Origin of the sequence: Desulfosporosinus hippei DSM 8344 (assembly GCF_900100785.1) — a bacterium.
GTDB classification, from domain to species: Bacteria; Bacillota; Desulfitobacteriia; order Desulfitobacteriales; family Desulfitobacteriaceae; genus Desulfosporosinus; species Desulfosporosinus hippei.
Window position 1 is genome coordinate 181,901 of record NZ_FNCP01000004.1, and the last position, 23,817, is coordinate 205,717.

General features: G+C 41.9%; 19 protein-coding genes, 3 pseudogenes and 1 riboswitch. Of the genes and pseudogenes, 7 read left to right on the forward strand and 15 right to left on the reverse strand.

Translation table 11 applies throughout. The annotated features are described in order from the left end of the window. Window positions 1-18 precede the first annotated feature (18 nt). Window positions 19-231 carry a helix-turn-helix domain-containing protein gene (locus tag BLS16_RS05480; protein ID WP_176786079.1) on the reverse strand — a complete coding sequence of 71 codons (213 nt, stop codon included), beginning with the start codon at window positions 229-231 and terminating at the stop codon, window positions 19-21. Between the two features lie 103 nt (window positions 232-334). Here BLS16_RS05480 and BLS16_RS05485 point away from each other — a divergent pair, with 103 nt between their 5' ends. Further along, complete coding sequence (locus BLS16_RS05485; protein WP_092330902.1) at window positions 335-718, forward strand: LytR/AlgR family response regulator transcription factor; 384 nt, start codon at window positions 335-337, stop codon at window positions 716-718. A 63-nt stretch (window positions 719-781) separates the two neighbouring features. Here the strand turns inward: BLS16_RS05485 and BLS16_RS05490 are convergent. After that, window positions 782-1,054 (reverse strand): annotated as a pseudogene (locus BLS16_RS05490) (DUF3102 domain-containing protein); the annotation flags it as partial. 30 nt (window positions 1,055-1,084) lie between these two features. Here BLS16_RS05490 and BLS16_RS05495 point away from each other — a divergent pair. The 3 genes and pseudogenes from BLS16_RS05495 to BLS16_RS05500 form a co-directional block, all read left to right on the forward strand. Then, window positions 1,085-1,204 (forward strand): annotated as a pseudogene (locus tag BLS16_RS05495) (DUF2922 domain-containing protein); the annotation flags it as partial. A gap of 324 nt (window positions 1,205-1,528) precedes the next feature. Next, complete coding sequence (locus BLS16_RS23120) at window positions 1,529-1,699, forward strand: YgaP-like transmembrane domain (protein WP_143015507.1); 171 nt, start codon at window positions 1,529-1,531, stop codon at window positions 1,697-1,699. An 86-nt stretch (window positions 1,700-1,785) separates the two neighbouring features. Further along, window positions 1,786-1,971: a hypothetical protein gene (locus tag BLS16_RS05500; RefSeq protein ID WP_092330907.1), complete on the forward strand. Its 186-nt coding sequence runs from the start codon at window positions 1,786-1,788 to the stop codon at window positions 1,969-1,971. A 132-nt stretch (window positions 1,972-2,103) separates the two neighbouring features. On the opposite strand, the gene BLS16_RS05505 is transcribed toward BLS16_RS05500, so the two are convergent. Continuing rightward, complete coding sequence (locus tag BLS16_RS05505) at window positions 2,104-2,292, reverse strand: hypothetical protein (RefSeq protein WP_092330910.1); 189 nt, start codon at window positions 2,290-2,292, stop codon at window positions 2,104-2,106. Between the two features lie 331 nt (window positions 2,293-2,623). Between BLS16_RS05505 and BLS16_RS05515 the strand changes: the two genes are divergently transcribed. Both BLS16_RS05515 and BLS16_RS05520 read left to right on the forward strand, forming a co-directional pair. Continuing rightward, window positions 2,624-3,739: a cytochrome c biogenesis protein gene (locus BLS16_RS05515; protein WP_242876209.1), complete on the forward strand. Its 1,116-nt coding sequence runs from the start codon at window positions 2,624-2,626 to the stop codon at window positions 3,737-3,739. Window positions 3,740-3,910: 171 nt separating this feature from the next. Next, a riboswitch (FMN riboswitch) is annotated at window positions 3,911-4,061 on the forward strand. A gap of 148 nt (window positions 4,062-4,209) precedes the next feature. Beyond that, window positions 4,210-5,187 (forward strand): DMT family transporter, encoded by a 978-nt coding sequence (locus BLS16_RS05520; protein ID WP_092330918.1) that lies wholly within the window; start codon window positions 4,210-4,212, stop codon window positions 5,185-5,187. Window positions 5,188-5,885: 698 nt separating this feature from the next. On the opposite strand, the gene rbr is transcribed toward BLS16_RS05520, so the two are convergent. From rbr to BLS16_RS05560, 8 genes are all read right to left on the reverse strand, one after another. Next, on the reverse strand, window positions 5,886-6,419 hold the full coding sequence (gene rbr / locus BLS16_RS05525; protein ID WP_092330920.1) for a rubrerythrin: 534 nt from the start codon (window positions 6,417-6,419) through the stop codon (window positions 5,886-5,888). A 152-nt stretch (window positions 6,420-6,571) separates the two neighbouring features. Further along, window positions 6,572-7,267 carry a DNA-3-methyladenine glycosylase family protein gene (locus tag BLS16_RS05530; protein WP_427846366.1) on the reverse strand — a complete coding sequence of 232 codons (696 nt, stop codon included), beginning with the start codon at window positions 7,265-7,267 and terminating at the stop codon, window positions 6,572-6,574. A 3-nt stretch (window positions 7,268-7,270) separates the two neighbouring features. Then, window positions 7,271-9,301, reverse strand: a complete 2,031-nt coding sequence (locus tag BLS16_RS05535) for a Na+/H+ antiporter (protein WP_092330926.1) — start codon at window positions 9,299-9,301, stop codon at window positions 7,271-7,273. A gap of 400 nt (window positions 9,302-9,701) precedes the next feature. Further along, window positions 9,702-10,955: a DNA polymerase Y family protein gene (locus BLS16_RS05540; RefSeq protein ID WP_092330928.1), complete on the reverse strand. Its 1,254-nt coding sequence runs from the start codon at window positions 10,953-10,955 to the stop codon at window positions 9,702-9,704. 251 nt (window positions 10,956-11,206) lie between these two features. Beyond that, a complete protein-coding gene (locus BLS16_RS05545) occupies window positions 11,207-13,042 on the reverse strand; it encodes an acyl-CoA dehydrogenase family protein (RefSeq protein ID WP_092330930.1) in 1,836 nt (611 codons plus the stop codon). A gap of 157 nt (window positions 13,043-13,199) precedes the next feature. Next, window positions 13,200-14,543, reverse strand: a complete 1,344-nt coding sequence (locus BLS16_RS05550) for an acetyl-CoA hydrolase/transferase family protein (protein WP_092330933.1) — start codon at window positions 14,541-14,543, stop codon at window positions 13,200-13,202. Window positions 14,544-15,050: 507 nt separating this feature from the next. Then, window positions 15,051-16,898 carry a sigma-54-dependent Fis family transcriptional regulator gene (locus BLS16_RS05555; protein WP_092330935.1) on the reverse strand — a complete coding sequence of 616 codons (1,848 nt, stop codon included), beginning with the start codon at window positions 16,896-16,898 and terminating at the stop codon, window positions 15,051-15,053. Between the two features lie 449 nt (window positions 16,899-17,347). After that, entirely contained in the window at window positions 17,348-17,815 is a 468-nt protein-coding gene (locus tag BLS16_RS05560) for a DUF2975 domain-containing protein (protein ID WP_092330938.1), read from the reverse strand. 601 nt (window positions 17,816-18,416) lie between these two features. Between BLS16_RS05560 and BLS16_RS05570 the strand changes: the two genes are divergently transcribed. After that, window positions 18,417-18,827 carry a hemerythrin domain-containing protein gene (locus tag BLS16_RS05570; RefSeq protein ID WP_092330943.1) on the forward strand — a complete coding sequence of 137 codons (411 nt, stop codon included), beginning with the start codon at window positions 18,417-18,419 and terminating at the stop codon, window positions 18,825-18,827. Window positions 18,828-18,891: 64 nt separating this feature from the next. Here BLS16_RS05570 and BLS16_RS05575 read toward each other — a convergent pair whose 3' ends face one another. From BLS16_RS05575 to BLS16_RS05595, 4 genes and pseudogenes are all read right to left on the reverse strand, one after another. Beyond that, complete coding sequence (locus tag BLS16_RS05575; RefSeq protein ID WP_242876210.1) at window positions 18,892-19,374, reverse strand: hypothetical protein; 483 nt, start codon at window positions 19,372-19,374, stop codon at window positions 18,892-18,894. A 626-nt stretch (window positions 19,375-20,000) separates the two neighbouring features. Beyond that, window positions 20,001-22,013: pseudogene (locus BLS16_RS05580) on the reverse strand (M56 family metallopeptidase). A gap of 15 nt (window positions 22,014-22,028) precedes the next feature. After that, a complete protein-coding gene (locus BLS16_RS05590; protein WP_092330953.1) occupies window positions 22,029-22,397 on the reverse strand; it encodes a BlaI/MecI/CopY family transcriptional regulator in 369 nt (122 codons plus the stop codon). A gap of 819 nt (window positions 22,398-23,216) precedes the next feature. Then, a complete protein-coding gene (locus BLS16_RS05595; protein ID WP_176786080.1) occupies window positions 23,217-23,816 on the reverse strand; it encodes a hypothetical protein in 600 nt (199 codons plus the stop codon). Between the last annotated feature and the right edge of the window lies 1 nt (window position 23,817).

A 23,817-nucleotide genomic window follows, 5' to 3' on the forward strand; every position in this document is an offset into this window, starting at 1 on the left:
CCGAACTTCAGCTCTCACTCAGCGATAAGGCTTCTTATTCTCTGTCAGCCCGACCAAATAGTCAATGCTGGTTTTATAAAACTGGGCGAGTTTAATCATGATATTCAGCGGAACATCACGCTCTCCTCGCTCATATTTAGAGTACAAAGATTGATCACACATCAGGTATTGTGCAACTTGCTGCTGGGTTAGATCATGATCTTCTCGAACATCACGTATTTTTAAGCGCATTATCATCACCAAAGCAAGTATATCTTAGGACGCTTAGTCCTATTGACATATTGGACTATTTGTCCTAAAATTAGTCAAAACGCCTGATGTTGGAGGAGATGTTTTGTTTACCATCGGCATTTGCGATGACAGGCCGTTGTCCCGTTACTTATTGGAGGCATTAATTCATCTATATGAAGAAGAAAAGGATGTTCTATTTAATATTTACGAATTCAGCAGCGGCGAGGAGCTTCTCGCAGAAATCGAAAAGCAGGGATTGGTTTTTGACCTCCTCTTTCTTGATAACAGTATGAAAAAGCTGAGCGGTCTTGAAACCGCCAGACAAATACGGCAATCTAAGTCCACCTCAGCCTGCAGTATAGTATTTGTGACATCCGCAGAGGATCACGATCAATTCATGCAGGTCAAACCTTTACGTATCGTAAGCAAACCCAGTACTCAGGAACACATTGAAGCTATCTTAGAGAAGGTTCTGGCTAAGCCGTAAATTAGCTCAAATAATGCTTTTTCATAATCCTAACAACAAAAATAATTAACAACTCCTCCCTCTCTACTTCCCCATCCTCTCCTCCATCGTCTTAATCAAAAAACCATTCAGCTTTTTAGCATACTCCCCATGCACCTTGTCATCAACCTTTGCCAGCAAATCCATCTCATAACTCAGTTCCTTGAATGCCTTCTCCAAGCTCTCGAAGCAAAAAGCGATTTTAAACGTGAGCAGCTTGATCTGCGCAGCCGCCAGCTCATTATTCACCCTTTGCTAGCTCTTTAAATTCGAATTTTCCGCTAGCTTCTTATTCTCCATGGTCTTTTCCTCAACATCCAGCCATCCCCATACTTGATCAGCCCTGCTATGAATTCCCTTATCGCCAGCTATATATTCATAACACCCAGTGGTGCCCTGACGGGAATAAGGGATATAAAGGTCGTCGATACGACAACGAATGATCTTTATGACCCTCCCCAGGCTTAACTGTTCAAAGGGAAAAGGAAACTGCCGACAGCGTCATAGCTGCCGGCAGTCCTCTTCACTATAAAGATTTTTTTCTAAATCAACCTGCTGCACTACCTATCTGTGGAACCACCCTTAGTGCCTATGTAGTGGTTTTTGCGCTCAACCTCTCGGACCTTAATGACCACAGCGTCAAGTTCGGGGCTCCCACGGATAAGAAATCGTTATACCAAGGGAAGAATGACATTTTCATTTTCTGCCATTTCGCCTATCAGTCTCAAGGAATACCTTTAAGTTTTTGGGGGAAAGATTAACATAACTTTAATTTAATGTGAGGGACGTATTGTGGAACTTAACTTTCAGAGAAATCTAAGCGCTTTAGACAGAGGAATACGTGTTGTTATTAGCTTGGTTTTATTCGGTTTGGCTGCCATGGGATTTATCAATGGATGGATAGCAACCGCAGCTAGTATCTGGGGTCTCTTCAACCTACTAGAAGCTGCTATTGGTTACTGAATTGTTTATGACATCATGGGTTGGTCAACCCGCGAAAATATTGAGTTGCGTTAATCTTCGTTTATCATCACAAAGGGGTTGTTTATATGTCCGGTAAGCTTAAGATTGAAATCCTTGATGATAAAAATGTGCTAGAAATCTTTGAATCGGAACCCGGTAAACTCACCTTTGTGATGTATCCCGATGATCCCAAGGACGAAACAATTCTTGAGATTAACGTCGATACTGCTGAATTTTCGTCGCTTCTTAAACGACTTCTTGATATTAACTGAAAAATCCAGAACAACGTTGTCCCTATCGACCTCGCTGCAACCGGATTGATCCAAATAACTTCTTCCCGTTTCTGACCACCTTCACAGCGGGCAAGTATGGTTTCCTATAGCTAAGCTATTTATCTCGATGTCTTATTCCTTTCTCATGTGATGCCCCAGTTCTTTTTGCAGTCTGACCACCAAGGCATCAACTTTGCGGTTCTGTCTCATAACGGCTTCATCCTGTATAATCGGAATTCCATTATTTATGGCTTCCTCAACAAGCCTGTGCAGTTTTTCCTTTTCTCTTTTCAGCCTCTCATCCAGAGATATTTTTCCCATGCTGAATCTCCTTTTGCCCCGCCCATTAATTTATTTAAGTATATACAGGATACCAGTGTGTCCTGCAAATGATTAACGGAATACCGTTAAAAGTAAAATAGAAATGATTTAGATAAGATAAAGAATCGAATTCCCAAGTCTTCGGCTTGGGAATTCGATTCCTATCCCCGTCAATTCAGTGTGGTTATGGGGCAACTACTATAGTTCCAATTGTTTTTGAGCTTGGATTCACCCTTTCCTTGCTTTGACCGCAATCGGTGCTTCTGTCATAATAGGAGTTAATCTCAATTTAAAGGGCTGCAGCCTTGATAAAATGCTAAGGGTGTGGATTATGAAGACAAAAACCAAGGTCCTAATCGTACTAACGGTTGCCATTTTGTCCATAATGGCATTAATAATTCCCAGATACTCAAGCCCTTCGGAGTTCCACCCAACCAATCAACCAATGGTTGCTTTCCAAGACGCTCAAAAATCTGGGAAACTGACTTTTTTAGAATTCTATGCCGACTGGTGACCCAGCTGTAGGAGCATGGAGCCCGTGGTGCTGGCTCTAGAGAAAGAATACCGAGATAAGGTTAACTTTATTGTCGTTGATATCGATGATCCTCAAGGGCAGGCTCTTGCCCGACAATTTGACATCTACTATATCCCCGCTTTTTTTGTGCTGGATCAGCAAGGCCAAATCACTTACAGCGCTTCTGGCCCTCAAAGCAAAAGCGTCTTGGATAATGCCCTCAATTCCGGCAATCCAAACTCTGCTTGGTACGAATCCTTCTTTAACGATACTCTGCCCCGGGTTTTGTCTAATGGCGGTGTAACCATTTTACTTTTCGTTTTCTTAGGGGGATTAATGACCAGCCTAAGCCCCTGCATATTATCCATGTTACCCGTCATGTTAGGGTATATCGGCGGCTTGGAAAAGCCCTCTAAGACCAAAGGTTTTATCACCTCAACGTCCTTTGTCCTGGGCCTTGCCGCAACCTTTGCTTTGTTGGGCATAGCAGCCTCACTTTTAGGTAAAGTCTTTGGCCAGATAGGCTCCGCCTGGCTTTATATCATTGCTCTTTTCGCCATTATCATGGGGCTACAGCTAATTGGCGTTGTTAATATCAATTTGCCGGGTTTACAGGCTATGCCCGAGAAAAAGGGCGGAGTTCTGGGATCTTTTGGAGTGGGCTTATTGTTTGGGTTAGTTGCTTCACCTTGTGCCACTCCTGTATTAGCGGTTTTGATGACTTATGTAGCCGGTCAGGGTGTTCTTTGGTATGGAGGATTGCTGCTCTTTATTTATGGACTTGGGCATGGGTTACCCTTGATTATCGCCGGAACCTTTACCGCTGTGCTAAAGAGTTTACCGCGCTTACAAAGATGGAGCCACTATATTACATTACTTAGCGGCGGCCTTCTCATCGTATTGGGATTATATTTCTTTACACGAACAGGCTAGAAATGATTTAATTAGCTTTCATCAACTTATGTTTTACGACAAAAGACGGCTTCTGGCAATAGAGACCGATCCCTGTATCGGAGATCACCAGGGTTTTGGCATTGTCCCTTTCCATAGAAAAATCAAAGTACCCAGAAACACAAAATTCTGTTATACTTTTCTTAACTGAATATGAACCTTCGGGGCAAGGTGAAATTCCTTACCGGCGGTGATGATTGCCCGTGCAATTCAGCCCGCGACTCGGTGCAGCTATTAATGCTGGATCGACTGACTTGGTGAAATTCCAAGGCCGACGGTATAGTCCGGACGAGAGAAGGTAAAAACCAGGGTTTTGCAAACTGCTTCCCTGGTTCCTCTTAGACGCCTCGTAATAGAAATTATTTACGAGGTATTTTTCATGTTAATAATTCTTTCTTTTAACATGAGAAGGTTCAATTCAAATACAGTATTAGGATATGGAGGGTTCGAACTTGACTCAAAACAAACAGTCATCTTCATTGGGTATTTGGTGGATCGCCCTTGGAGCAGCTTTGTGGGGACTTGATGGTGTCTTTATCGTTTCACTGCTGCACAATCTGACATCCTCACAGATTGTCTGGCTGGAACACGTCTTACTATTTTTCTTCGCTTTCCCGGTGCTTCTCCGGAAACGCCATGAACTCAAGCAACTTAAACTTAATGACTGGTTGGCAGTCCTCTTCATAGGCTGGGGAGGATCAGCCTTAGCCTCAGTCTTATTTACAGCCGGATTTACTTACGGCAATCCTAACGTTGTGCTCATCTTACAAAAAATCCAGCCCCTTTTTGCTGTACTCCTCGCCACACTAATTTTAAAAGAGCGTTTGCAGAAAAACTACTGGAAATTATTCATTGCTGCACTCATCGGAGCCTACTTGCTTACCTTCGGACTGCACATTCCTTCAGCTGCCGAGAATACTTCGCAGCTCATTGGATCACTGTTTGCCATCGGAGCTGCTGCACTTTGGGGAGGATCCACCGTTATGGGCAAACACCTGGCCGGCAAAGTATCCTTTACTACTCTAACTGCTCTTCGCTTCGCCGTAGCCCTGCCTCTGTTGACAGTTATGGTCTTGGCACAGCACCCAGACTGGCAGAGCATGGGTAAAGCCCTTAGTTTGACACCCGTTTGGTCTAACCTCCTATTTCAAACCCTCGTGCCAAGCCTTATAAGTCTATTGCTTTACTACCATGGGTTAGATGGAGTGAAAGCTTCTCATGCCACCATTGCTGAACTTGCCTTCCCGGCAACAGGCTTGCTTCTTAACTGGCTGATCTTACACCAGACCATTGACCTTGGGCAATGGATTGGCTTTACCATTGTCTGGCTGGCTGTACTGCAGTTATCCAGAATGAACACCAAACCGGATAAATTAGAGCAGTCCTTTGAATCATCATCTCCTCAGCCTGCCGATTTGGCCAGCAAATAATCGATTCCAGCTTATATGTGTAACTTATTATCTGACACAAGTTGAGGTAGGTTTAATACTTACCTCAACTTTTTTAATAACATAATTTCGTCCTTCAGCCACTTTGATAGTCATGATGGATAAGATTAAGAATATCCGCCCGCGGATGATAACGACGAAATTAAAGAGATTGTCCGTGTTTTGTCGGAAAGCGCTACATCATCAAGCTAAGACCACTTCTATTCAAAAGTTAATAAACAAGGTTAGATTCCCTTTGTTTCAACGAAAACGTGGGAAAAGCTCTTTTGCCGTTTCAGACCTTGTGAAAACTGACACCGCGGATCAATGCATTAGAAAACTTGGCTAGCGCCAAGCCTCCGGCGCAGGCGGTAGCTTAGTTGCACTTATGCTTGGACGAAGACACTGTCTTCGCACGTATTAAATCTTCTTGCAGTATATAACGCAAGTTTATACTTTCTGACTGTATAAAAAAAACGCCCTTGTAGGGGCGTCACTCATTTTTTGCCAGTTCTATAAACCATACTATAACAGCCGAAGCGAATATGAGGAGAACGACCCATTTCATAAGGACCCCCTCTTTTCATAGACTGTTTATGATTTATTTTATGTTTTATATTATTCGTTTGTTATTTTATATTACTTCCGCCGTCGCAGGTTTAAAGGAATTTTAGTTGCTGCTATTTTTGTCAAGAAACATCCTAATAGTTTTCTCCTCGAACTTCAAAGTATGCTCTGAGATGTTCACAGACCGGACATATCTCAGGCGCTTCTCTTCCCTCGTGAATATGACCGCAGTTTCTGCATTTCCAATAAACCTTGCCATCTTTTTTAAAGACTTTGCCCTCTTCCAGGTTCTCTAAAAGCTGCTTATAACGTTCCTCATGTTCTTTTTCTATTTTTGCCACACTTTCAAATAGCTTGGCAATATGCTCTAATCCTTCTTCCCGGGCTTCAGCAGCCATTCTCGGATACATATCCGTCCATTCGCTGTTTTCTCCGGCTACCGCCGCTTTCATATTTTCAATAGTATTTGAAAGACCGCCAAGTTCTCTGAACCAAAGTTTAGCATGTTCCTTCTCATTTTCTGCCGTTTCCAAAAAAAATGAACTGATTTGCTCATACCCTTCTTTCTTGGCTATGGATGCAAAGTAGGTATACTTATTACGAGCTTGAGATTCTCCTAGAAAAGCTTCCCATAAATTTTTTTCCGTTTTAGAACTAAACTCTTCCATAAAGTGTCCTCCCCCTTGTAATAGCTTATTGTAAAAGTGCTTTTAGTTATTTTATACCATTTTCAGTTTAAATCAATTAAAATTTATTCCATCACCATAAATAAGAGAGCCTTCTCCCGGGCTTGTACCAAGAATCTTACAAACCAGATAAATCAGTTTAGCGGATTAAGTTCAGTTTCTTTTTTGAGAGCTGCTTTTTTAGGCTGATAGTCTACAAGATGTTGGCAGGCACCACCGGCTATGGCCCACAGATAAAGGCTGGCTACCGTAGCATAAGGCGAATAACGGCGTTTGTATTTATTAAAAAGCTGAGGTGTAATTTTACAGTGATGGTACAGCATCCGTAAACCACGGAGGATTGCAAGGTCGTACCAGCTCATGACATCCGGGCGCTGCAGGGAAAAAATCAGCAGCATTTCCGCTGTCCAGACACCAATCCCTTGTTCATCCGACATTGTTTGTAACAGCCTCAGGTTCAAGCTGCCCTTTAGCACGGAATCAGCAATTTCTTTGATATATAACGCTTTGCGCATAGATATTCCGCAAGATTGTAATTCTTCCGCCGATATTGCCCTCAGGCTTTCCGGTGTAATAAATGAGCATTTTTCCAGCATTCGATTCCAGATTGTCGCTTGGGCCTTTGTGGATATTTGTTGTCCGACAATGGCATTTACCAAAGCCGTGAACATATCGGGGATAACCGGACGGTTGATATGCCCAATCTCATCCATCGCGGCACCGAGTATGGGATCACGGGCTTTCAGCCATTGGATTTCCTTTTCTCCATAATCAAAATACTGTAGATCAGGCATAGTGTTTCTCCAATCCAATAAATACTCGTCGTCCAAGTGTTATTCATTATGTTCATACAAAAGGATACTCTCAATGTAGTTTGTAAATCTCCTCAGTTCCTTCTCCTGGGCTGCGGTTATTTCTCCGGCTTCATACATTCTGCGCATTTCAGAACGCTCAGCATCCAATACTTTAAACCGCAATTCTTCCTTTTGAACTTCGAATCTGTCGTTATCGCGGTCCGTACGCTTGAATCTCTGCAACATTTTTTCATAGTCCAGAAGCACAGCATAAACGTACTCCGGCTGTTCCTGGGTTTTGGCGTATTCCGCCAAACCCTCAACAGCTGCGCGCATAGCACTTATCTGGATATCCCTGACGAAATGCAGATCGTCTAAGCCGGCACTGCCACTCCTGTGCTGTTTGCCGCCCAAGCGGCCAAAATCACGCAGGGCTCGTTTCAAGAAGAACTTTGTTTCGAAATGCAAATTATTGTTCAGGGCTTCTTCCCGATAATCAAGAAATTGGCTCAGCATGTCGAAAACCGATATGTCTATTTCCTCATTGGCCAAAAGATTGCTGACGTACTTTCTTTGCAGGTTTAAAGCCAGTAAACGTGCCTCATTGATTTTCCTATTATAGTGTTCCGCATACTGTTGATCAGATTTCTGTCCCGAAAGATTCCTCTGAAAACTGGCAGTATATTCGTTGATCAGCTGCAAAGCCGCCAACTCATTTTCCCCATTTGTTTCCGCTTTGATTTTCTTAATTGCCGAGAGCAGGAGTTTATTCTTGGCCCAGGTCAAATCCCCATGCTCCCCGGCTCCTCCGACAGGTGCTTCCTTTTTGCAAAGCAAGGGCAAAAACAGGGTTGCCAGAATTAAAAGCAGAAGAATTACTCCCGCAGCAATAAAAATAAGCAGCGAACGCTCCGGAAATATCTCTCCGTTTCCTAAAAAAGCCGGCACGGTCAGGACGCCAGCCATGGTCACCGTACCGCGCACACCTGCCAGGGTTGTGATCAGGGCGGTCTTTATTTCCGGCTTTTCAGCACCGCTTCTTTTCCGGAAATAATAATTATTTGCTTTGCTCACAAAAGACCAGATAAAGCGAATGGCAAGAATTGCAAGTCCGATAGCCGCTACATAGCCAAAAGCCAGCCAATTGCCCAGATCAGGACTGGAAATGGTGTCAAACATTGCCGATGGAATATTCAATCCTAATAATAAGAAGACAAATCCGTTTAAGACAAACAAAAGGATGGACCAGGTGTTTTCAGTGAGCAGCTGTTCCTCGGCCATGTAGGTTTCCGTATGTTCCCTGACAACGGAGTGGATGATTCCGGCAGTTACAACGGCTATGACTCCTGAAGCGTGGAGAATATCCTCGGTAACGATATAGACGCCAAAGGGAGTCAGAATCTGCAGCAGTGAATGGAACACCGGATCGTTTATCCCGCTTTTGCGCAGTCTGAAGCGAACGAAGATAATCAGCAGACCGAGGAATATCCCGGCGGCAGCGCCAATCAGGAAGGTATAAGAAAAATCCAGGATCGCCTCCCTGAGGGAGAAATACCCGGTGACAGCCGCTGCTATGGCATAGTTAAAGGCCACAAGACCGGAAGCATCATTGATCAGTGATTCTCCCCTGACAAGAACCATCACCTTTTCGGGTACCCTTATCCTTTTGGCAATGCCATTGACAGCGACAGGGTCCGTCGGCGAGAGAATCGCTGCCAGCGCCAAGGCAGCGGCGATTTGAATACCGGGTATGAGCAGATTAATTAAATAGCCGCAAAGTATAGTGGTCAGTATGACAAGGATGAATGCATTGCCGAAAATCTGAAACCTCATCCCCCATAATTCGTCCCTTGAGAAATGCCGACCATCATTATACAAAAGGGGGGCCACAAACAATAGCAAAAACCATTCTGCACCGATTTCAAAAGTATAATTCCCTGTGACAAGTGCTACAATGATTCCCAGTACAATTTGAGTCAATGCCATAGGAATAAAGGGAATATAATGACCGACAATATTTGATATCAGGAGTCCCAGTACTAATAAGAAGACAATGGTTAATAAGTCCATGATCATATCCTCCGCTTATAACCAATTATAACTCAGAATATATCCCAAGTAAAAAAAGGCCCCTGAAGCGTTCACTGCCGACCTTCCATTCAGCATCAAAACACCAAACCCCATGTCGTCGATAACACGGGGTTTGGTCATGCCCTTGCCACTATTCGGTTTCTGCTTGATTTCGATTCAATTGTCACTGCCATAGGCTTATCTTAAATAGGGAAAAGAACAGCGATGTTTGTCCCACTAGCGCTGCCTTTTGGGATTATTTGCAGGTTCTCTTAAATAAGGAATCAAAGAGTCCCCAAAAACGAAATTTTTCTCTTACAAAATTGAAGGAAGTTGCCCACAGTTTAGAAGGAATAAGCTCCACAAAAAACCAGTGCCTTATTGCCGAATAAATTATGTATTACAACAAACTGGACATGACAGGGTAATCTACCTCTTCCCCCGTTCCGCCGGCCATAGGCTTTAATCCGGTTTGAATGAAAGAGGATCTGAAAATCGAATCCGAACCGTAACGCTGGCGAATGAGATCGACAGCCCGGTCAAGACGCTGTTGCTTTTCATTATATTCTTGGAAGAAAGCCGTTTGAATAAAATCGTTCCCGCATAATTCTGATACACTGACCCCCATGTGCCGGAGAGGATGGCCCTCCCATAGTTCATCAAAGAGCTCACAGGCCAGCTGATGAATGGCCTTAGTACTGTCCGTGGCCGTATAAAACTTGCGCTGATGGGAGCATTGATAAAATTCGCGGGTCCGAAAAGAGATGGAAACAAGTTTGGTACAATAAGCGGCAGCACGGAGCCTGGCGCTAACTGTTTCCACGAGGGACAGGAGTAAAAGGTGAGCAGACTGCCGGTCAATAAGATCAAAAGCCGTGGTGGTGGAGTTGCCCATGCTTTTGATGACGGGGTGCCGATTTACACGAACCAGAGAAATATCCCGGCCATTAGCATAATTCCAGACCAAGCGGCCGTGGGATTTGAGAAAGAGCTCCAACCACTTGGGATCAGAGCCAGCCAAATCCCCTATGGTTTTAACACAGCGATCCCTGAGCTTTTTCGCTGTAGCCCGGCCTACCATAAAGAGCTCCTCCACCGGCAGCGGCCACATTTTCTGCTCGACTTCTTCCGGGAACAGGGTATGTACTCTGTCGGGCTTTTTAAGCTCAGAACCCATTTTAGCCAGGATCTTGTTTGAGGAAACACCAACGTTAACCGTAAATCCCAGTTCATCACGAATACGATTCTTGATGCTGTGAGCTGCCTGAACAGGATCGCCAAAGAGCTTTTTGCTCTCCGTAAAGTCAAGAAAGTATTCATCCACCGAATACTGTTCTACAAAGGGAGAGTATTCCCTTAAGATATCGCCCATAGCGATGCTGCACTGCATATAGAGGGAATAGTTGGGGGGAACGACAAGTAAGCCAGGGCATTTCATCCTGGCAGTGTATAAGGTTTCGCCGGTTTGGATGCTGAAAGCTTTAGCAGGGATGGATTTGGTGAGTACAATACCGTGGCGGGTCTGTTCGTTGCCTCCAACCACGGAGGGGACGGTACGGAGATCAAGGAAATCACCATGTTGAAGACGGTAAACAGCTTCCCACGAGAGATAAGCTGAGTTAGCATCAATATGCATAATAATTCTGTTTTGCATACATACATTCGCCTCCAATAAGAACACCCGTTCTTATTATAAGCCGAATAACGCAAAATTAGTAGAGGAAAGTTTTGGAGACTGAACAGTATCTTCATTCGACTCATGGTTGAGGACAAAAAACGCCCCCTTGTTGGGGGCGTGAAATAGAACACCCACGCACATTGCGCTACTATGATGAAATCGGTTTCTACTCATTTTTAAATTTTTTCTTATTAGGCGAAGGCTATTATTGATTGCTCTATTATATTTTAGTATTCGAAAACATCAACTGGAACATCAATAGCTGATGTATCACCATCGATTACTATCTCCGCAACTGCCCATACATTAGGTACAACATTGCGCAGGTAGTATATGGCGGTGGCTACTTTACCAGTATAGAACTTGTAATCAAAGTGATCAGATCCCACTTCTTTGGCTTTTTTATCAGCCAATATTGCCTGATCAAGAATCTGCCGGCCACAAAATAGCTGGGCAGTCGCTGTCAGGATACGGCGGGAATACAGGGGAATCATACTCATATTCGTCTTGGAATATCCAGCCAAAGCCTTGAGCATATCTTGGTAAGCATCAAGAGCCTTGCCCAAGTTTGCAAATTCCTTGCTTAAGGCTTCATTGCCCTTGTTAATTTCATAGAAATCGACCATTTCCTGTACCCAAGCGCCAAATACCGAGCCGCTCTTCATGTTCATTTTGCGGCCAACCAGATCCATGGACTGGATGAAGTTAGTGCCTTCCCAGATAGAGTAGATCTTCATGTCGCGAGCGATTTGAGATACGGGATACTCTTCGCAGTATCCATAGCCGCCGTAAGATTGAAGAGCTTCACCAATCAGCCACCAGCCTTCATCAGATGGATAGGCCTTGCAAAGTGGGGTTGATATTTCAATCAGGTCGTTGGCAGCTTGTCTGACTGCCGGATCCGGATCGCGATGTCGCTGATCAAACGCCAGATAAACTCTGTACATCATGGCTCGCATAGCTTCAATGTGTGCTTTGCCCATCATCAGAGTGCGCTTAATATCTTCATGATTGATGATGGCTACCCGACCGGCTTTGGGATTGGTCATCAGGCGGCCCTGAACTCTTTCTTTGGCATTATCGCGAGCATTAGCAAAGGCGTTGATAATACAGGATAGAGCCATATGGCCTGTTTCCATCCGGGCCATGTTCATCATTTGAAACATTTGGGCCATCCCTTCGCCCCTGCCATCGTTTTTAAGAGGATCAATACCCAGCAACCAACCGCGACAATTATCGTTTTCCCCAGCGGCCAATGCGGCAGTGACAGAACCATGCTGGCCCATCTTATGCTCTATCCCTGTGTTTACAAAATCGTTATCTTCAAGGCCACCATCTTCGTTGACCCATAACTTAGGGACCACAAACAATGAGATGCCACTGGTACCCTGCTTGGCACCTTCGACACGCGCTAAGTAGAGGTGGATGATGTTTTCGGTAAAATCATTATTTCCGCCAGTTATAAATATCTTATTGCCTTTAATCTTGAAAATTCGCGGATCGTCGGTGGGATAAGCCTTAGAAAGAATATCACCTACATCAGACCCGGTGCCTGGCTCAGTCAGACACATCGTTCCAGCCCATGTTCCATCCATCATCTTAGGAAGAAACATGGCTTTTACTTTATCATCGCCAAAGCTTTGAATTAAGCCGGCTGCCCCACTAGTCAGAAGAATATACGGCATAAAGGTAGGATTAGCGGCACAAATAAGTTCCCACGCGGCTGCATGCAGCATTTCCGGTAAAACCATGGCATCGGGGGAATCATCGATATTGCTGGTACCCCACCCCTCTTCCTGCAACTTGTGGAAAAGAGGGCCGAAGCTAGGTGGGGTAGTTACCTTACCGTTTGCAAAAGTAGCTGGGTAAGTCTCGTTTTCGGCGTTGGTGGGCTCAATAACTGCTTTGCACATTTTTAGAACGGGTTCAAGAACTGATTTAATATCATCTTTGGAATAATAGTCCGCAAACTGCGGGTAGTTAAAAACTCTCTCAGTCGGAAGCCATTCTTGAATAATGAATTCAAAGTCTCTAATGTTATTAACTGCAAAGTTAGAAGCCATTTTTATATTCCCTCCGTTACCATTATTATATTTCTCTAGTCCACAGAGAAGCCATAGCTGCTCCGCCACAAGCGCTGACCATTACAATTTCGTTCAGTTCGATTGCCATCTTAAATTTCCCCTTTCAGCTTTTTCGGGAATTCGGGTGATCGTCGAGTTAAGATAACTTGTTAGATCTTACCCATATTTTTTGAGCATCCGCTTCTTTGACGAGTTCATCACGAAAATCAGGATGGGCAATATTTATCAAGGCCTCTGCTCTTTGCCAAGTACTCTTACCTTTAAGCATGGCTATACCGTATTCAGTGACTACATAATAATTAATACTTCTCGGTACTGTTACAGTCGATCCAGGCGTCAAGAAAGGAGTGATACGTGACTGCAACTTACCCTCTTTGTCAACAAAGGTCGAAGTAAGGCAGATCAGACCCTTACCACCTTTGGACTTATAAGATCCATAAATATAGTCTAACTGGCCACCGGTTCCAGAAATATGTCTTATGCCAGATGATTCAGATGCCACCTGCCCATAGAGATCTACTTCTATCGCGTTATTAACGCAAATCATATTGTCATTTTGGCAAATTATGTCCGGATCGTTCGTATAGTCGACTGGGTAACTTGCACAAATTGGATTATAGTCTAAGAAATCATAGAGCTTATTGGTACCCATGGCAAAGGTATAGACCATCTTACCTTTGTCAAGCTGTTTGTGCAGACCTGTAATTCTTCCGGCTTCATACATATCTACAAATGAATCTACCAGCATTTCAGTATGAACACCCAAATCCTTCAAATCTGATTGGGCGATCATTGCCCCAACTGCATTCGGCATAGCTCCGATTCCCAACTGCAGACAGGCACCATCTTCGATTTGTTCCAGAATAATTTTTGCAACCTTTCTATCTACATCAGATATAGTTATCTCGGGAAGTTGAATAAGAGGTCGATTGTCGCCCTGGACGAAATAGTCGATTTCAGATACATGTAAAGTTTCTCGTGAGCCCCCCAGACATCTCGGTACGGACTCATTTACCTCGGCAATAACTATTTTGGCTGCGTCACAGAGGGCGTGAGTAATAGAATTTGATGTTCCCAGACTTACATAGCCATGTCGATCCGGCGGAGTTACCTTGATCATTGCTACATCAACAGGTACAAAACCCCGGTCAAAGAAACTGGGAGCTTCGTGATAAGTAAGCGAAGCATAGTTGCATAAATTTCTATCATGTAGCTTTCTACTAGCCCCACTGAAATGCCAGTCACTAAAAATAAAATGTTTTCGTTCGGTATCATTAAGAACAGTTTGGGGCGGAAAAGGGCAGCATACCGTTCTGATAGTTACTCCTTCTACTTCATCTTTTCTTTTAGCCAAGGCTGCATCTAAAACATGAGAATTCATCATGAATTCACCGTAATGAACAACATCACCGGATTTAACAACCTTGACAGCTTCGTCAGCAGATACGAGTTTCCACTTGAATTCACTCGCATAATCCAAGTTAATCCCTCCACATTCTTTCTTCACCACAGGATTTGGCTCACCACTAGCGTTGGCTATTCTGAACCAAGATTTCTCCAGATCTTGAGAACGACCTCATTTCCGCTACGTTCTTCGATTAACTTTCTCCTCATTCATGCCTACTTGGTATAGTCATAGAATCCTCTGCCAGTCTTTACTCCTAGGTGTCCATCTTGACATAGTTCACTTAAACCTACTTTCAGAAACCCTCCTTTCGACTTACAATAAACAGCTATGCAATAATAGATCCAATTTTCTAACTTTTCCGAAGAAATAAAAATCCCCGGGAAATAATCCGGGTCTGCTATCCTTTTATATTTTATTTGCTTGACTCGTACCAGTTTCAGCTGACATTTCGACAATTGAATTTAGTCATTGTTCAACTTGAATATAAACCAAACTATACCAAACAAGCACTTTCATGTCTCCAGTTTGAGACGATACACGCCAAATAGAGACATCTGTCTCTACTTGGCGACTCGATGTTTATTCAGTTTTTAACTCCAGAGACAAAGCCTCGCTATCAAGTCCATGTTTACTTAATTTCTTATACATTACCGATCTGTGAATTCCCAAGCTTTTAGCGGCTAGCGCTTTATTGCCATTAGCACGCCTCAGTGCGTCAATCAGCAGTTCCTTTTCAGCTATATTTAAACCTTTCTCCAATTTATTTTGTTCATCGTTCGGGTTCGCGTCTATACATCGGCTAACATCTATTTTTGTCTGCAATAGCCGAGCCGGTAAATGTTCAGATAAAATAACCGGTTCATCAACTATGTTCATTGTTCGTTCCAAAATGCTCTCCAATTCCCGCACATTGCCAGGCCACCCATAGCTTTGTAATATTTGCATGGCCTCTCGAGAAATGCCTTCCACATCTGTCTCCAATTTACGATTTAATTTGGTCACCAAAAAATTGGCAAGTAATTCAATGTCATCTGACCTTTCTCTTAAGGATGGTAACTTTATGACCATAACATTCAATCGATAGAAAAGGTCATCACGAAACGTTCGTTCCTGCACCATAGTGTATAATTTGCTGTTTGAAGCAGCAATAATGCGCACATCGATTTTGCAGGGTTGAGTACCACCTATCCTTTCGACTTCGCGCTCCTGTATAACACGAAGAAGCTTGGCCTGCATTGTCAAACTCATATCTCCGATCTCATCCAAAAAGATGGTGCCATGATTAGCCAGTTCAAATTTACCTGGTTTCCCACCTTTACGCGCCCCAGTGAAAGCCCCTTCAAAATACCCAAATAACTCGGACTCCAAGAGCTGTTCCGGTATAGCTGCACAATTAACCCTAATGAATGGGCCATGGCAACGCACACTATCATTATGGATAGCATGAGCGAACAACTCTTTTCCGGTACCACTTTCCCCCACTATCAAAACGTTTGAGGTGGTACGAGCTGCCCGTTGTGCTAAGCGAACAGTCGCAGTAAATTTTGGCCCTTCCCCAATAATATCATCAAAAGTATAGGATGCACTGTGGATTCTACGCAATTCTCCTTTATAAAACTTCAGGTCATCTTCCAACTGAGTTAGTTTCTTCGCGAAGACACGAGCCAAACCCATATCTTTAAAGAGGGTCTTGCCAATTGCACCAAGGATTTTCCCATCTTTTTTTATAGGAGCCCTTATAATCATAAATTCTCGGTTCCCTACTTTCCAGTACTCCCCAAATTCAGCCTTTCCTGTACGTATAATGTCTGGAAGTTTAGACTGTGGTGTTAGTTCATGGATATGTCGTCCTAAAGCTTGTTCCCGACTAATCCCAAGAGCCTCTAAATAAAAGTTGTTAATCATAACCACATGACTATTTTCGTCGACAATAACCATACCCTCATATGGATTTTCTATAACCGCCTCCAATGTTGCCGTTATCTTCTTGAATTCGCTAATTTCTTGGTACGAATTACACAATATGCTGGACATGTTATCGAGTAGTGACCAGAGCTTTAATACTCCAATCATCCTACCCTCCTCGTCGATCACCGGAATTTCGTTTACCTTCTCTTTTAAAAAAAGGGAAACAGCATCTTTAACCAACTGTCCAGTAACTAAACACACTGCTACTCGAGACGCAAGCTCACCAACATCTTTTTGCATATCCTTTTGAGATTGGACTTTAAACATCGTTGCCTGGTCCAATACACCTACTAATAACCCTTCTTTATTTTCCACATAAATATACTCTAACGCGTGACTAAATACTTTATAGACCTTAGAAATCTGCCAATCAACGGTAACTCTTGGGAAATCAATGGTGCACAGGCTATCTACAGTATCTTGCTGGGGCTTAAAGATCTTATCCAAAAAAATATCCATTCTACCACCTCTTTTTATTCCATGTACAATAAGCAGACCATACTTATCTGCTTTAGCACCTGCTTTAGCACCTGCTTTAGCACCTGCTTCATCGTATCTTATTATTTTAGCTAAAAACTAAACTATATTTCGTCGTTTAGATTATACCTATAATCGAACGATAGTAATAGTTCAATCCAATCACTTTCAAAAATATAGTCAGCCATCCGCCTTGCTCCGCACCCACTCCAAGTATGTCGCATAAAAGCCGCGGTAAAGCCGTACCTGTCAAAATAACGAAGCAGCGGAACTTCTTCCGTTAATCTTACGTATACTCCAAAATAAGAATTAGTGAAAGTAGTGGTTAGGACAATATTTTTGTGCAGCTATAAAATCATCTTTCATACATAACCCCTGCGCGAAATAAAAAAATGCAGCATCACATCATTTTTTCTTTTTATTCATTCTGGTTATGTATCCAGAAGGGTTTTTAATAGTTTTTGAAGCACGTCCACAATAGCGGTGATGATACTTGTTGCTAAAATACCCATTAGACTTAATGATATAGGACCTGCTGGATCATCTCCTGTGACTTTAGCAATTACTTTTAAGGTTACTATCCCTAACAGGATGAAGAAAATGGTTGTTAAACCACATTTCTTTATAACCTTCAAAGATTTAAGTGATAAATCAGAGAAAGCATTGTTCCTTTCGATATAGGTTAATAGTTTAAATGCTTGATACAATGCAATAGAAAACGCAATACAGCATCCATACACATATGCCAATAAGGGATAAAGTGAGTAGACCCCTGGATGTGCTTTTGGTTCTCTAATGGCTATCAAAGGTAACCAAAAGAAACATAAAGCAAGCACCGCAATCCCGATCAGAAAAATGATTACCTTTAAGAAAGTGGTTGAACCTCGTTTAACATTCATTTAAACACCTCACTGATTTAATAACGTTCATGACAAAATGATTTTAACACACGATTTATTGTTTATCAATAAATTAATATTGATATTAATTATATTATTATTGTATTTCTTTGATTTGCAATTGAGGTTTGCAATTGAGGGACAAATTAAAAAACTTACTTGAAAGACGAGAGGCTATTTTGTAAATCGAAATGCAGCTTTTGTAATCGACTTGCAGGCATCCGGCATTGCAATAATAAATCCGTGTACGTAAACCATCATCCTTCTTAAGGTCATACTTAATGGCTTTTGGATTAGAGAACTCACTTCCGTTATCCGTTAAGATGACAGGGAATAGCGTTTGAAATATATGAAGGTCACGAATGAAAGCCTTCTCTTGGCTTGTACCAAGAATCTTACGCGCGTAAGATTCTTGGTACAAGCCCGACGGGTCACCCCTTTATTTTTTGTTTAACAAATTGTGATACTTATCACATAATTACTAGACCTGGATCACACCTCTTTTTTCTTCCAAGAGTTATTATGTAAATAGAGAGGCGAACGGGATGGATGGACTAAATATTGTTGGCTTGTCTAATATCTTTCTAAAGGAAGTGCTCATATGAACATTAACAATCTAAAAAGACAACACCAAGAAATACGTCAATTAGTTGATGACATCGAATCCTTGTTAAATCAGGATGTGATGGCTAAGGCTTTTGATATATCCTTAAAAATCGCTACACTAGCCGGAAAATTATCTTTCCATCTCAAGTCAGAAGATGATTTTCTTTACCCATCTCTCATTATTTCTAAAGACGAAGATCTAAAGAAAATATCACTTTCATTTAATCAGGAAATGGGTCATATCGCCCAATCCTTTTCAGACTATAAAACCAAATATATGTCAAGCACTCGGATCAAGGAAGCATGTACACAATTTATAGCAGACACACGTTCAATTATTTTAGAGCTAAGGAATCGCTTAAATAAGGAAGACAAAAAACTATACCCTATCGTAGAGCAGTTCTAAAACAGAAGCATCGCCATCCAGTACTTGCTCCTTTGCTATCCCTCAGCTGCGATTACGACCATGATTAATCATATATTGCTTGCATCGAGAACCCTGATTTTGAGTTCAAATTATATACCCTAATAAAATACGTGTTCTTTTCAAAAGTATCCATTAACTCTCTATCAATTAAATACTTAGTTGGCTGGTTATCAGTAATGATACCGTAAAATACTCCGTAATTTCTCTCAAAACCAGTCAACTCTTTCGGCAATACCGTGCTGGAGCTTTGCAGTAAACCAAAATATTTATATTTACCATTTTGCAGACGTTTGAATGCCGCTAGTACAGTCTGTTGCCCAGAATTGGGGGCTAGTTGGTAGGAGAAAAGCAATAAATGCAAGTCTTCAACATCTTTTTCTAACACAATAGTAAGATTCTTTGGTTGACCTTTAAAATAGAGTTGGTCAATATAGTTTGTCAGTTCATTGTACGATAAATCTTTGTTCTTAGCGTAAATGGAAAAGCCGTAATACCCAACGACCAGCACTATACCAATTAATACCAACGACAATTTCGTCTTATTCTTTACCCTTGTATAGCCCCCTTTATGAGCGTATATTACTCACTTTAATTACTTGACTATTGTTACACTGAAATTCAATCTTCAATTTCTATACAACCTTCCTTGACCTCAGATTGCCCATCCACCAAAAAAGAATACCACTAAACCGCTGCGCGGTGGTTTCCGTAAATGTGTCTTTGCTGTTTAGCCAAATATACTGTAAGCCTTTCGCATCACCTTAACCCGGCAAGAGTGAACCTTCTCCTAGGCTTGTACCAAGAATCTCACGCGCGTAAGATTATTGGTACAAGCTTCCTCCTTTTAGCGACCTCTGATGGAAATCGCTATCGGCTATCCGGTGACGGATCTTAGGGTGAGAGAGACTTAAAGACAGCAAAATATCAATTAATTACCTCTAACAGTATAAAAGAGAGGCCTAGGTTTTGTAGTAGGTTCTAAGTCTTTTTATATCGGGTGCCAGGTCTCTCGGTGTATCAAAAAACCACAAGATTTTTGGTCTTGTGGTTCATTTCTTTTCTTTCCAGTTAGCCCCATTGAAAACCTAATAAAGTGATTAGGTTACTTTGAATACTTAATCTCTTGATTAAAGTTAAAGTGATGCCTCATTGTTACAGCTTTGCATAAGCTTCTAAAATTGATTCCACCGCTTTCTCTACTTCAGATTCCTGCACCGTCGAATAAAGCATACATTCCAAACCCTTCTCGGGAATTGTAAACTTAGCAGCTGGCAACCCTTGAATATTGTTTTTCAACCGTAGCTTAACTTCAGTTCCGCCGATTTGTTTTGTATCAAAATCAGAGTCTGGCATTAACACTGGAGTCGGTTCTCCGAAGGGGTTGTCTCCCTTACCTATCTCTACATCTAAATATGATGCTCCTGCAGTAGTATAGGACAATGTAAAAACTTCTGACGTTTTGTCCCCTTGGGTGCTTATTCTGGAAGATGCGACTTGGAACTTATGCCCCTCCGGAACGACGATATCCCCCGGTTGAAGGGGTTTAAAACTTAACCCCTCAGAAGCTGTAGCACCTGTTTTATCAATATAAAAGTTTGCAGGAGGGTTATTCACAGGAACAACTATACTTGCGCAAACTTTCTTCAAGTCATCAAGGGAAATGCCCCCCACATATCTAGTAGCAGCCGTGTACTCAACACCATTCTTTATGAATTGAATGGCATTTACTTTGGCAATTTCACTTTCATATAGTGTTGCTGACACATCACCAATTTTGATTTGAGTTTTTGTTCCTTGATCTATACCAGCAAAATACAAAGGATGCATCCCTTCTGGGCTTGTTGTCTCGTGGATCACAAATCTATTGTTGCTGCCATAACTGGCCAGGTAACGACTAACATTATTGCTTGGAGGAGTAATTTCCTTAAATGCTGTCGAATCTGTAAGCTGGTACCCTGCGGTGAAACTTGGGAGTAAGGGGGTAAAAGAGAGGGACTTGTTATAATCAAAACTTCCATCCTTTACAGTAGAGAACGGATCAGACAGGGACATTTGTTTTGGATTACCTGCTCCCGCTACAGGAGTAGCGTTTGATATTGAGTTAGTAAAACCGACTAAACCTAAACAAATGACTATAGCGATCGCAGTACATGTCCATTTCAAAGTGGGTTTCTGAAAAAACTTGATCATTTTGATTCTCCGCTTAATTTGCTGATTGTTTTTGTTCCCCAAAAAACCGGTTGTTCCTGGGAGCCATGAAGATTGAGCAGGGGTTACTAAACTGATGATGGATAAACCATAGCTCTGATACTCCTCAGGCTTTAAAACACTTAAGCTATCGGCATCACAAGCTAACTCGCAGTCTTCACGCATTTTAGCAAAAGAGTACCAAATTAAGGGGTTAAACCAATGAACTATTTGTGCGGCGACGGCCAGCCAATTAATAAGTATATCCTTCCTTTTATAATGAGCTAGTTCATGGATAAAAATATGGCGGATATTTTCTTCCGTTAGCCTATTGACTAGGGATTCGGGAAGAAGAAGTTTGGGACTAACTATTCCGTAAAGACAAGGTGCTTATATCAGATTCGTTATTATGATCGGAAGGTTTTTTCTGATACCTAGTTTGCCGGTACATTCTTGCATGAGGTTGGACATCCTTGCGAACAGACGCAAGTCTGTTACAGAAGGTTCTCGTCTTACTTTGAAATAGAATCTGAGGTTTGCAGCAATGGTCAGAATCGCTAAAATTAAAACCCCGACTAACCATAGAACAGCTAATATGGAGATGTAGACATTAGACAAATCCTCAACACTAGGTTCTTCCGATTTAGTATTGCTTGGTTGGTTGAAAATAGCTTGATCATTCTTTAACTGGATTTCTTGCCCTGATCTATCGATTTGAGTATCGATCTCTGATTTATTTGCTTGATTGACCATCGAGATTGGTACTGAATTATTGGGTAATAAACTGTAAATGCTCCAAGGACTTTGAATATCGTAAGGTATTAGTAAGCGAAGGATCAGCAGCATCCAGAGCATATATTGCCACTTGGCATCCAGTTTGTTTCGCAGGGCATAGTTTACCAGCAAAATTAGAACTGCCAAAACACTAGCCATAAGAGACGATTTAATAACCCAATTGAAAACTAATTCTAATTCCATAAAATCACCCCCGTCCTACTTATCTTCTAAAAGTTTCTTGAGCTCTTCTAGTTCTTCTGTCGATAACTCTTTGTTTTCGATAAAGTTTTTAACGAATAGATTAAGAGAACCGTTATAAACACGACCTAAAAATGACCTCGCTTCTTCTTTGGCACATTCATTTTCAGAAACTAAAGGATAGTATGAATATCCTCGACTTCCAACCTCATAGGATAAAGCTCTTTTAGTAACTAATCGACTAAGCAATGTTTTAATCGTTTTTGGTTTCCAGTCTGTTGTCCCCTTCAATTCATTAATGACATCACTTGAACCAAGAGGAGACTCCTTCCATAATACTTTCATTACCAGCCATTCAGCATCGGATATTTGCGGAATGTTTTTCATTTTCTTCACCTGCCTACATTCGTAATCCCTTTAATAATTGAAGCTTACATTTGTAGGCGGTTTTTGTCAAGTATTTCCTCAAAAAATGCCAGTGGTTGATTTGATCAAAATGGAAGTTATTTTTGTATCTCTACCGCCAGTCAGAAAATGCCACATCCTCTGAATTCCACCTAGGCCTAATGACTAACAAAACAAAATCCCACACTCCCAAGCAAACCAATCATCGAATATATGATTTAAATTAATCGCAAACAATTCCCGTATGCAAGCTGTGCTATAACCGCTATTGGTAAGACTCAGAAACCATAAAGAACTAATAAAATGCTACCGACGTTAATTCAACTAGCTTATTTATTTGCTCAAATGACATTACGGTTACTAACGAGACAAAATACCAATCAGAGGATATTACCTTCGTTACGATCAATGCCTTTGTCGCAGGAGAAAATTAGGGGCTTCAAGGGACATCACCCCAAATTATGCAACGTTGCATAATTTGAAGAGAAACCGCCGAATTTAAGGATTCGAGCGGTTTCTCTTGACTGTGTTTAAAGGGAAGTCTTTTTCACCTGCAAGGTTTGCCCATAAATATCAAGAAGCCCCAGTTTAAAAATCAGCGGTTTTGAGGATGAGCTAATCCGATTAGTCCATCTCAAAACCACCAATTTTTCACTCATCTCCCCGGACCCATTGCACAGAGAAATTTGGAATCATATGCCCGAAGTTTATCAAAGGAATCCTCTATTACTGCCACCGAATATTGGATCAGGAGATCAGATATACTGAGCTAACAGCATAATCAAAAAAGTTTCTCGTAATTTAGTTGGAAAACACATATTTATTGCCATTCCATAAATACTTTCCCCGCACATATTTCTTAATGAGATCACATAGGGTAACTACAATTCTGTTTTCTCCATTGTCCGAAGTAAACGTTGCATTTGTACCGGCGCTGTAAATAAAACCGTCTTCCTTATAACCACCAGCCGGCAGGTTATATACCCTTCCCTCTGAATTGATACTGAATAGAACATATTGAAACTCCGGGCTGTCTTTTCTTGGCCGCCCAATGGCGAAATCCTCATCTCCATCTTGATTGTAATCATTAAATACAAGATCGATTGGTCCGCCAAAAGCCAGGTCTTCATTCCCGAAGTAGTTGTTGATCGAAACCCGACTGGTTATTTCGCCCCTGCTGTCCTGGACTAAAAGGTTAAACCAGCCTCGATATCTGCTTACATAAGGAGAAAAATCTTGCTCTCCGGGGGAAAGTGGTTTTTTATATTCCGTTTGGATGATTTTTATCAAATATTTATTAGCATAGGCATCCATTTTTACCTGGTTGATAAGAAAAGGGCTTTCTTTTTCAAATTCAAATTGTGTTCCATTTCTGGTAATCCTGAGCTTAGGCCTGAGCATT

Coding starts and splice junctions, on each gene's coding strand:
- BLS16_RS05480 (WP_176786079.1), bottom strand. CDS start 231: ATGCGCTTAAAAATACGTGATGTTCGAGAAGATCATGATCTAACCCAG.
- BLS16_RS05500 (WP_092330907.1), top strand. CDS start 1,786: ATGTCCGGTAAGCTTAAGATTGAAATCCTTGATGATAAAAATGTGCTA.
- BLS16_RS05505 (WP_092330910.1), bottom strand. CDS start 2,292: ATGGGAAAAATATCTCTGGATGAGAGGCTGAAAAGAGAAAAGGAAAAA.
- rbr (WP_092330920.1), bottom strand. CDS start 6,419: ATGGAAGAGTTTAGTTCTAAAACGGAAAAAAATTTATGGGAAGCTTTT.
- BLS16_RS05535 (WP_092330926.1), bottom strand. CDS start 9,301: ATGGACTTATTAACCATTGTCTTCTTATTAGTACTGGGACTCCTGATA.
- BLS16_RS05540 (WP_092330928.1), bottom strand. CDS start 10,955: ATGCAAAACAGAATTATTATGCATATTGATGCTAACTCAGCTTATCTC.
- BLS16_RS05545 (WP_092330930.1), bottom strand. CDS start 13,042: ATGGCTTCTAACTTTGCAGTTAATAACATTAGAGACTTTGAATTCATT.
- BLS16_RS05555 (WP_092330935.1), bottom strand. CDS start 16,898: ATGGATATTTTTTTGGATAAGATCTTTAAGCCCCAGCAAGATACTGTA.
- BLS16_RS05560 (WP_092330938.1), bottom strand. CDS start 17,815: ATGAATGTTAAACGAGGTTCAACCACTTTCTTAAAGGTAATCATTTTT.
- BLS16_RS05570 (WP_092330943.1), top strand. CDS start 18,417: ATGAACATTAACAATCTAAAAAGACAACACCAAGAAATACGTCAATTA.
- BLS16_RS05590 (WP_092330953.1), bottom strand. CDS start 22,397: ATGAAAAACATTCCGCAAATATCCGATGCTGAATGGCTGGTAATGAAA.
- BLS16_RS05595 (WP_176786080.1), bottom strand. CDS start 23,816: ATGCTCAGGCCTAAGCTCAGGATTACCAGAAATGGAACACAATTTGAA.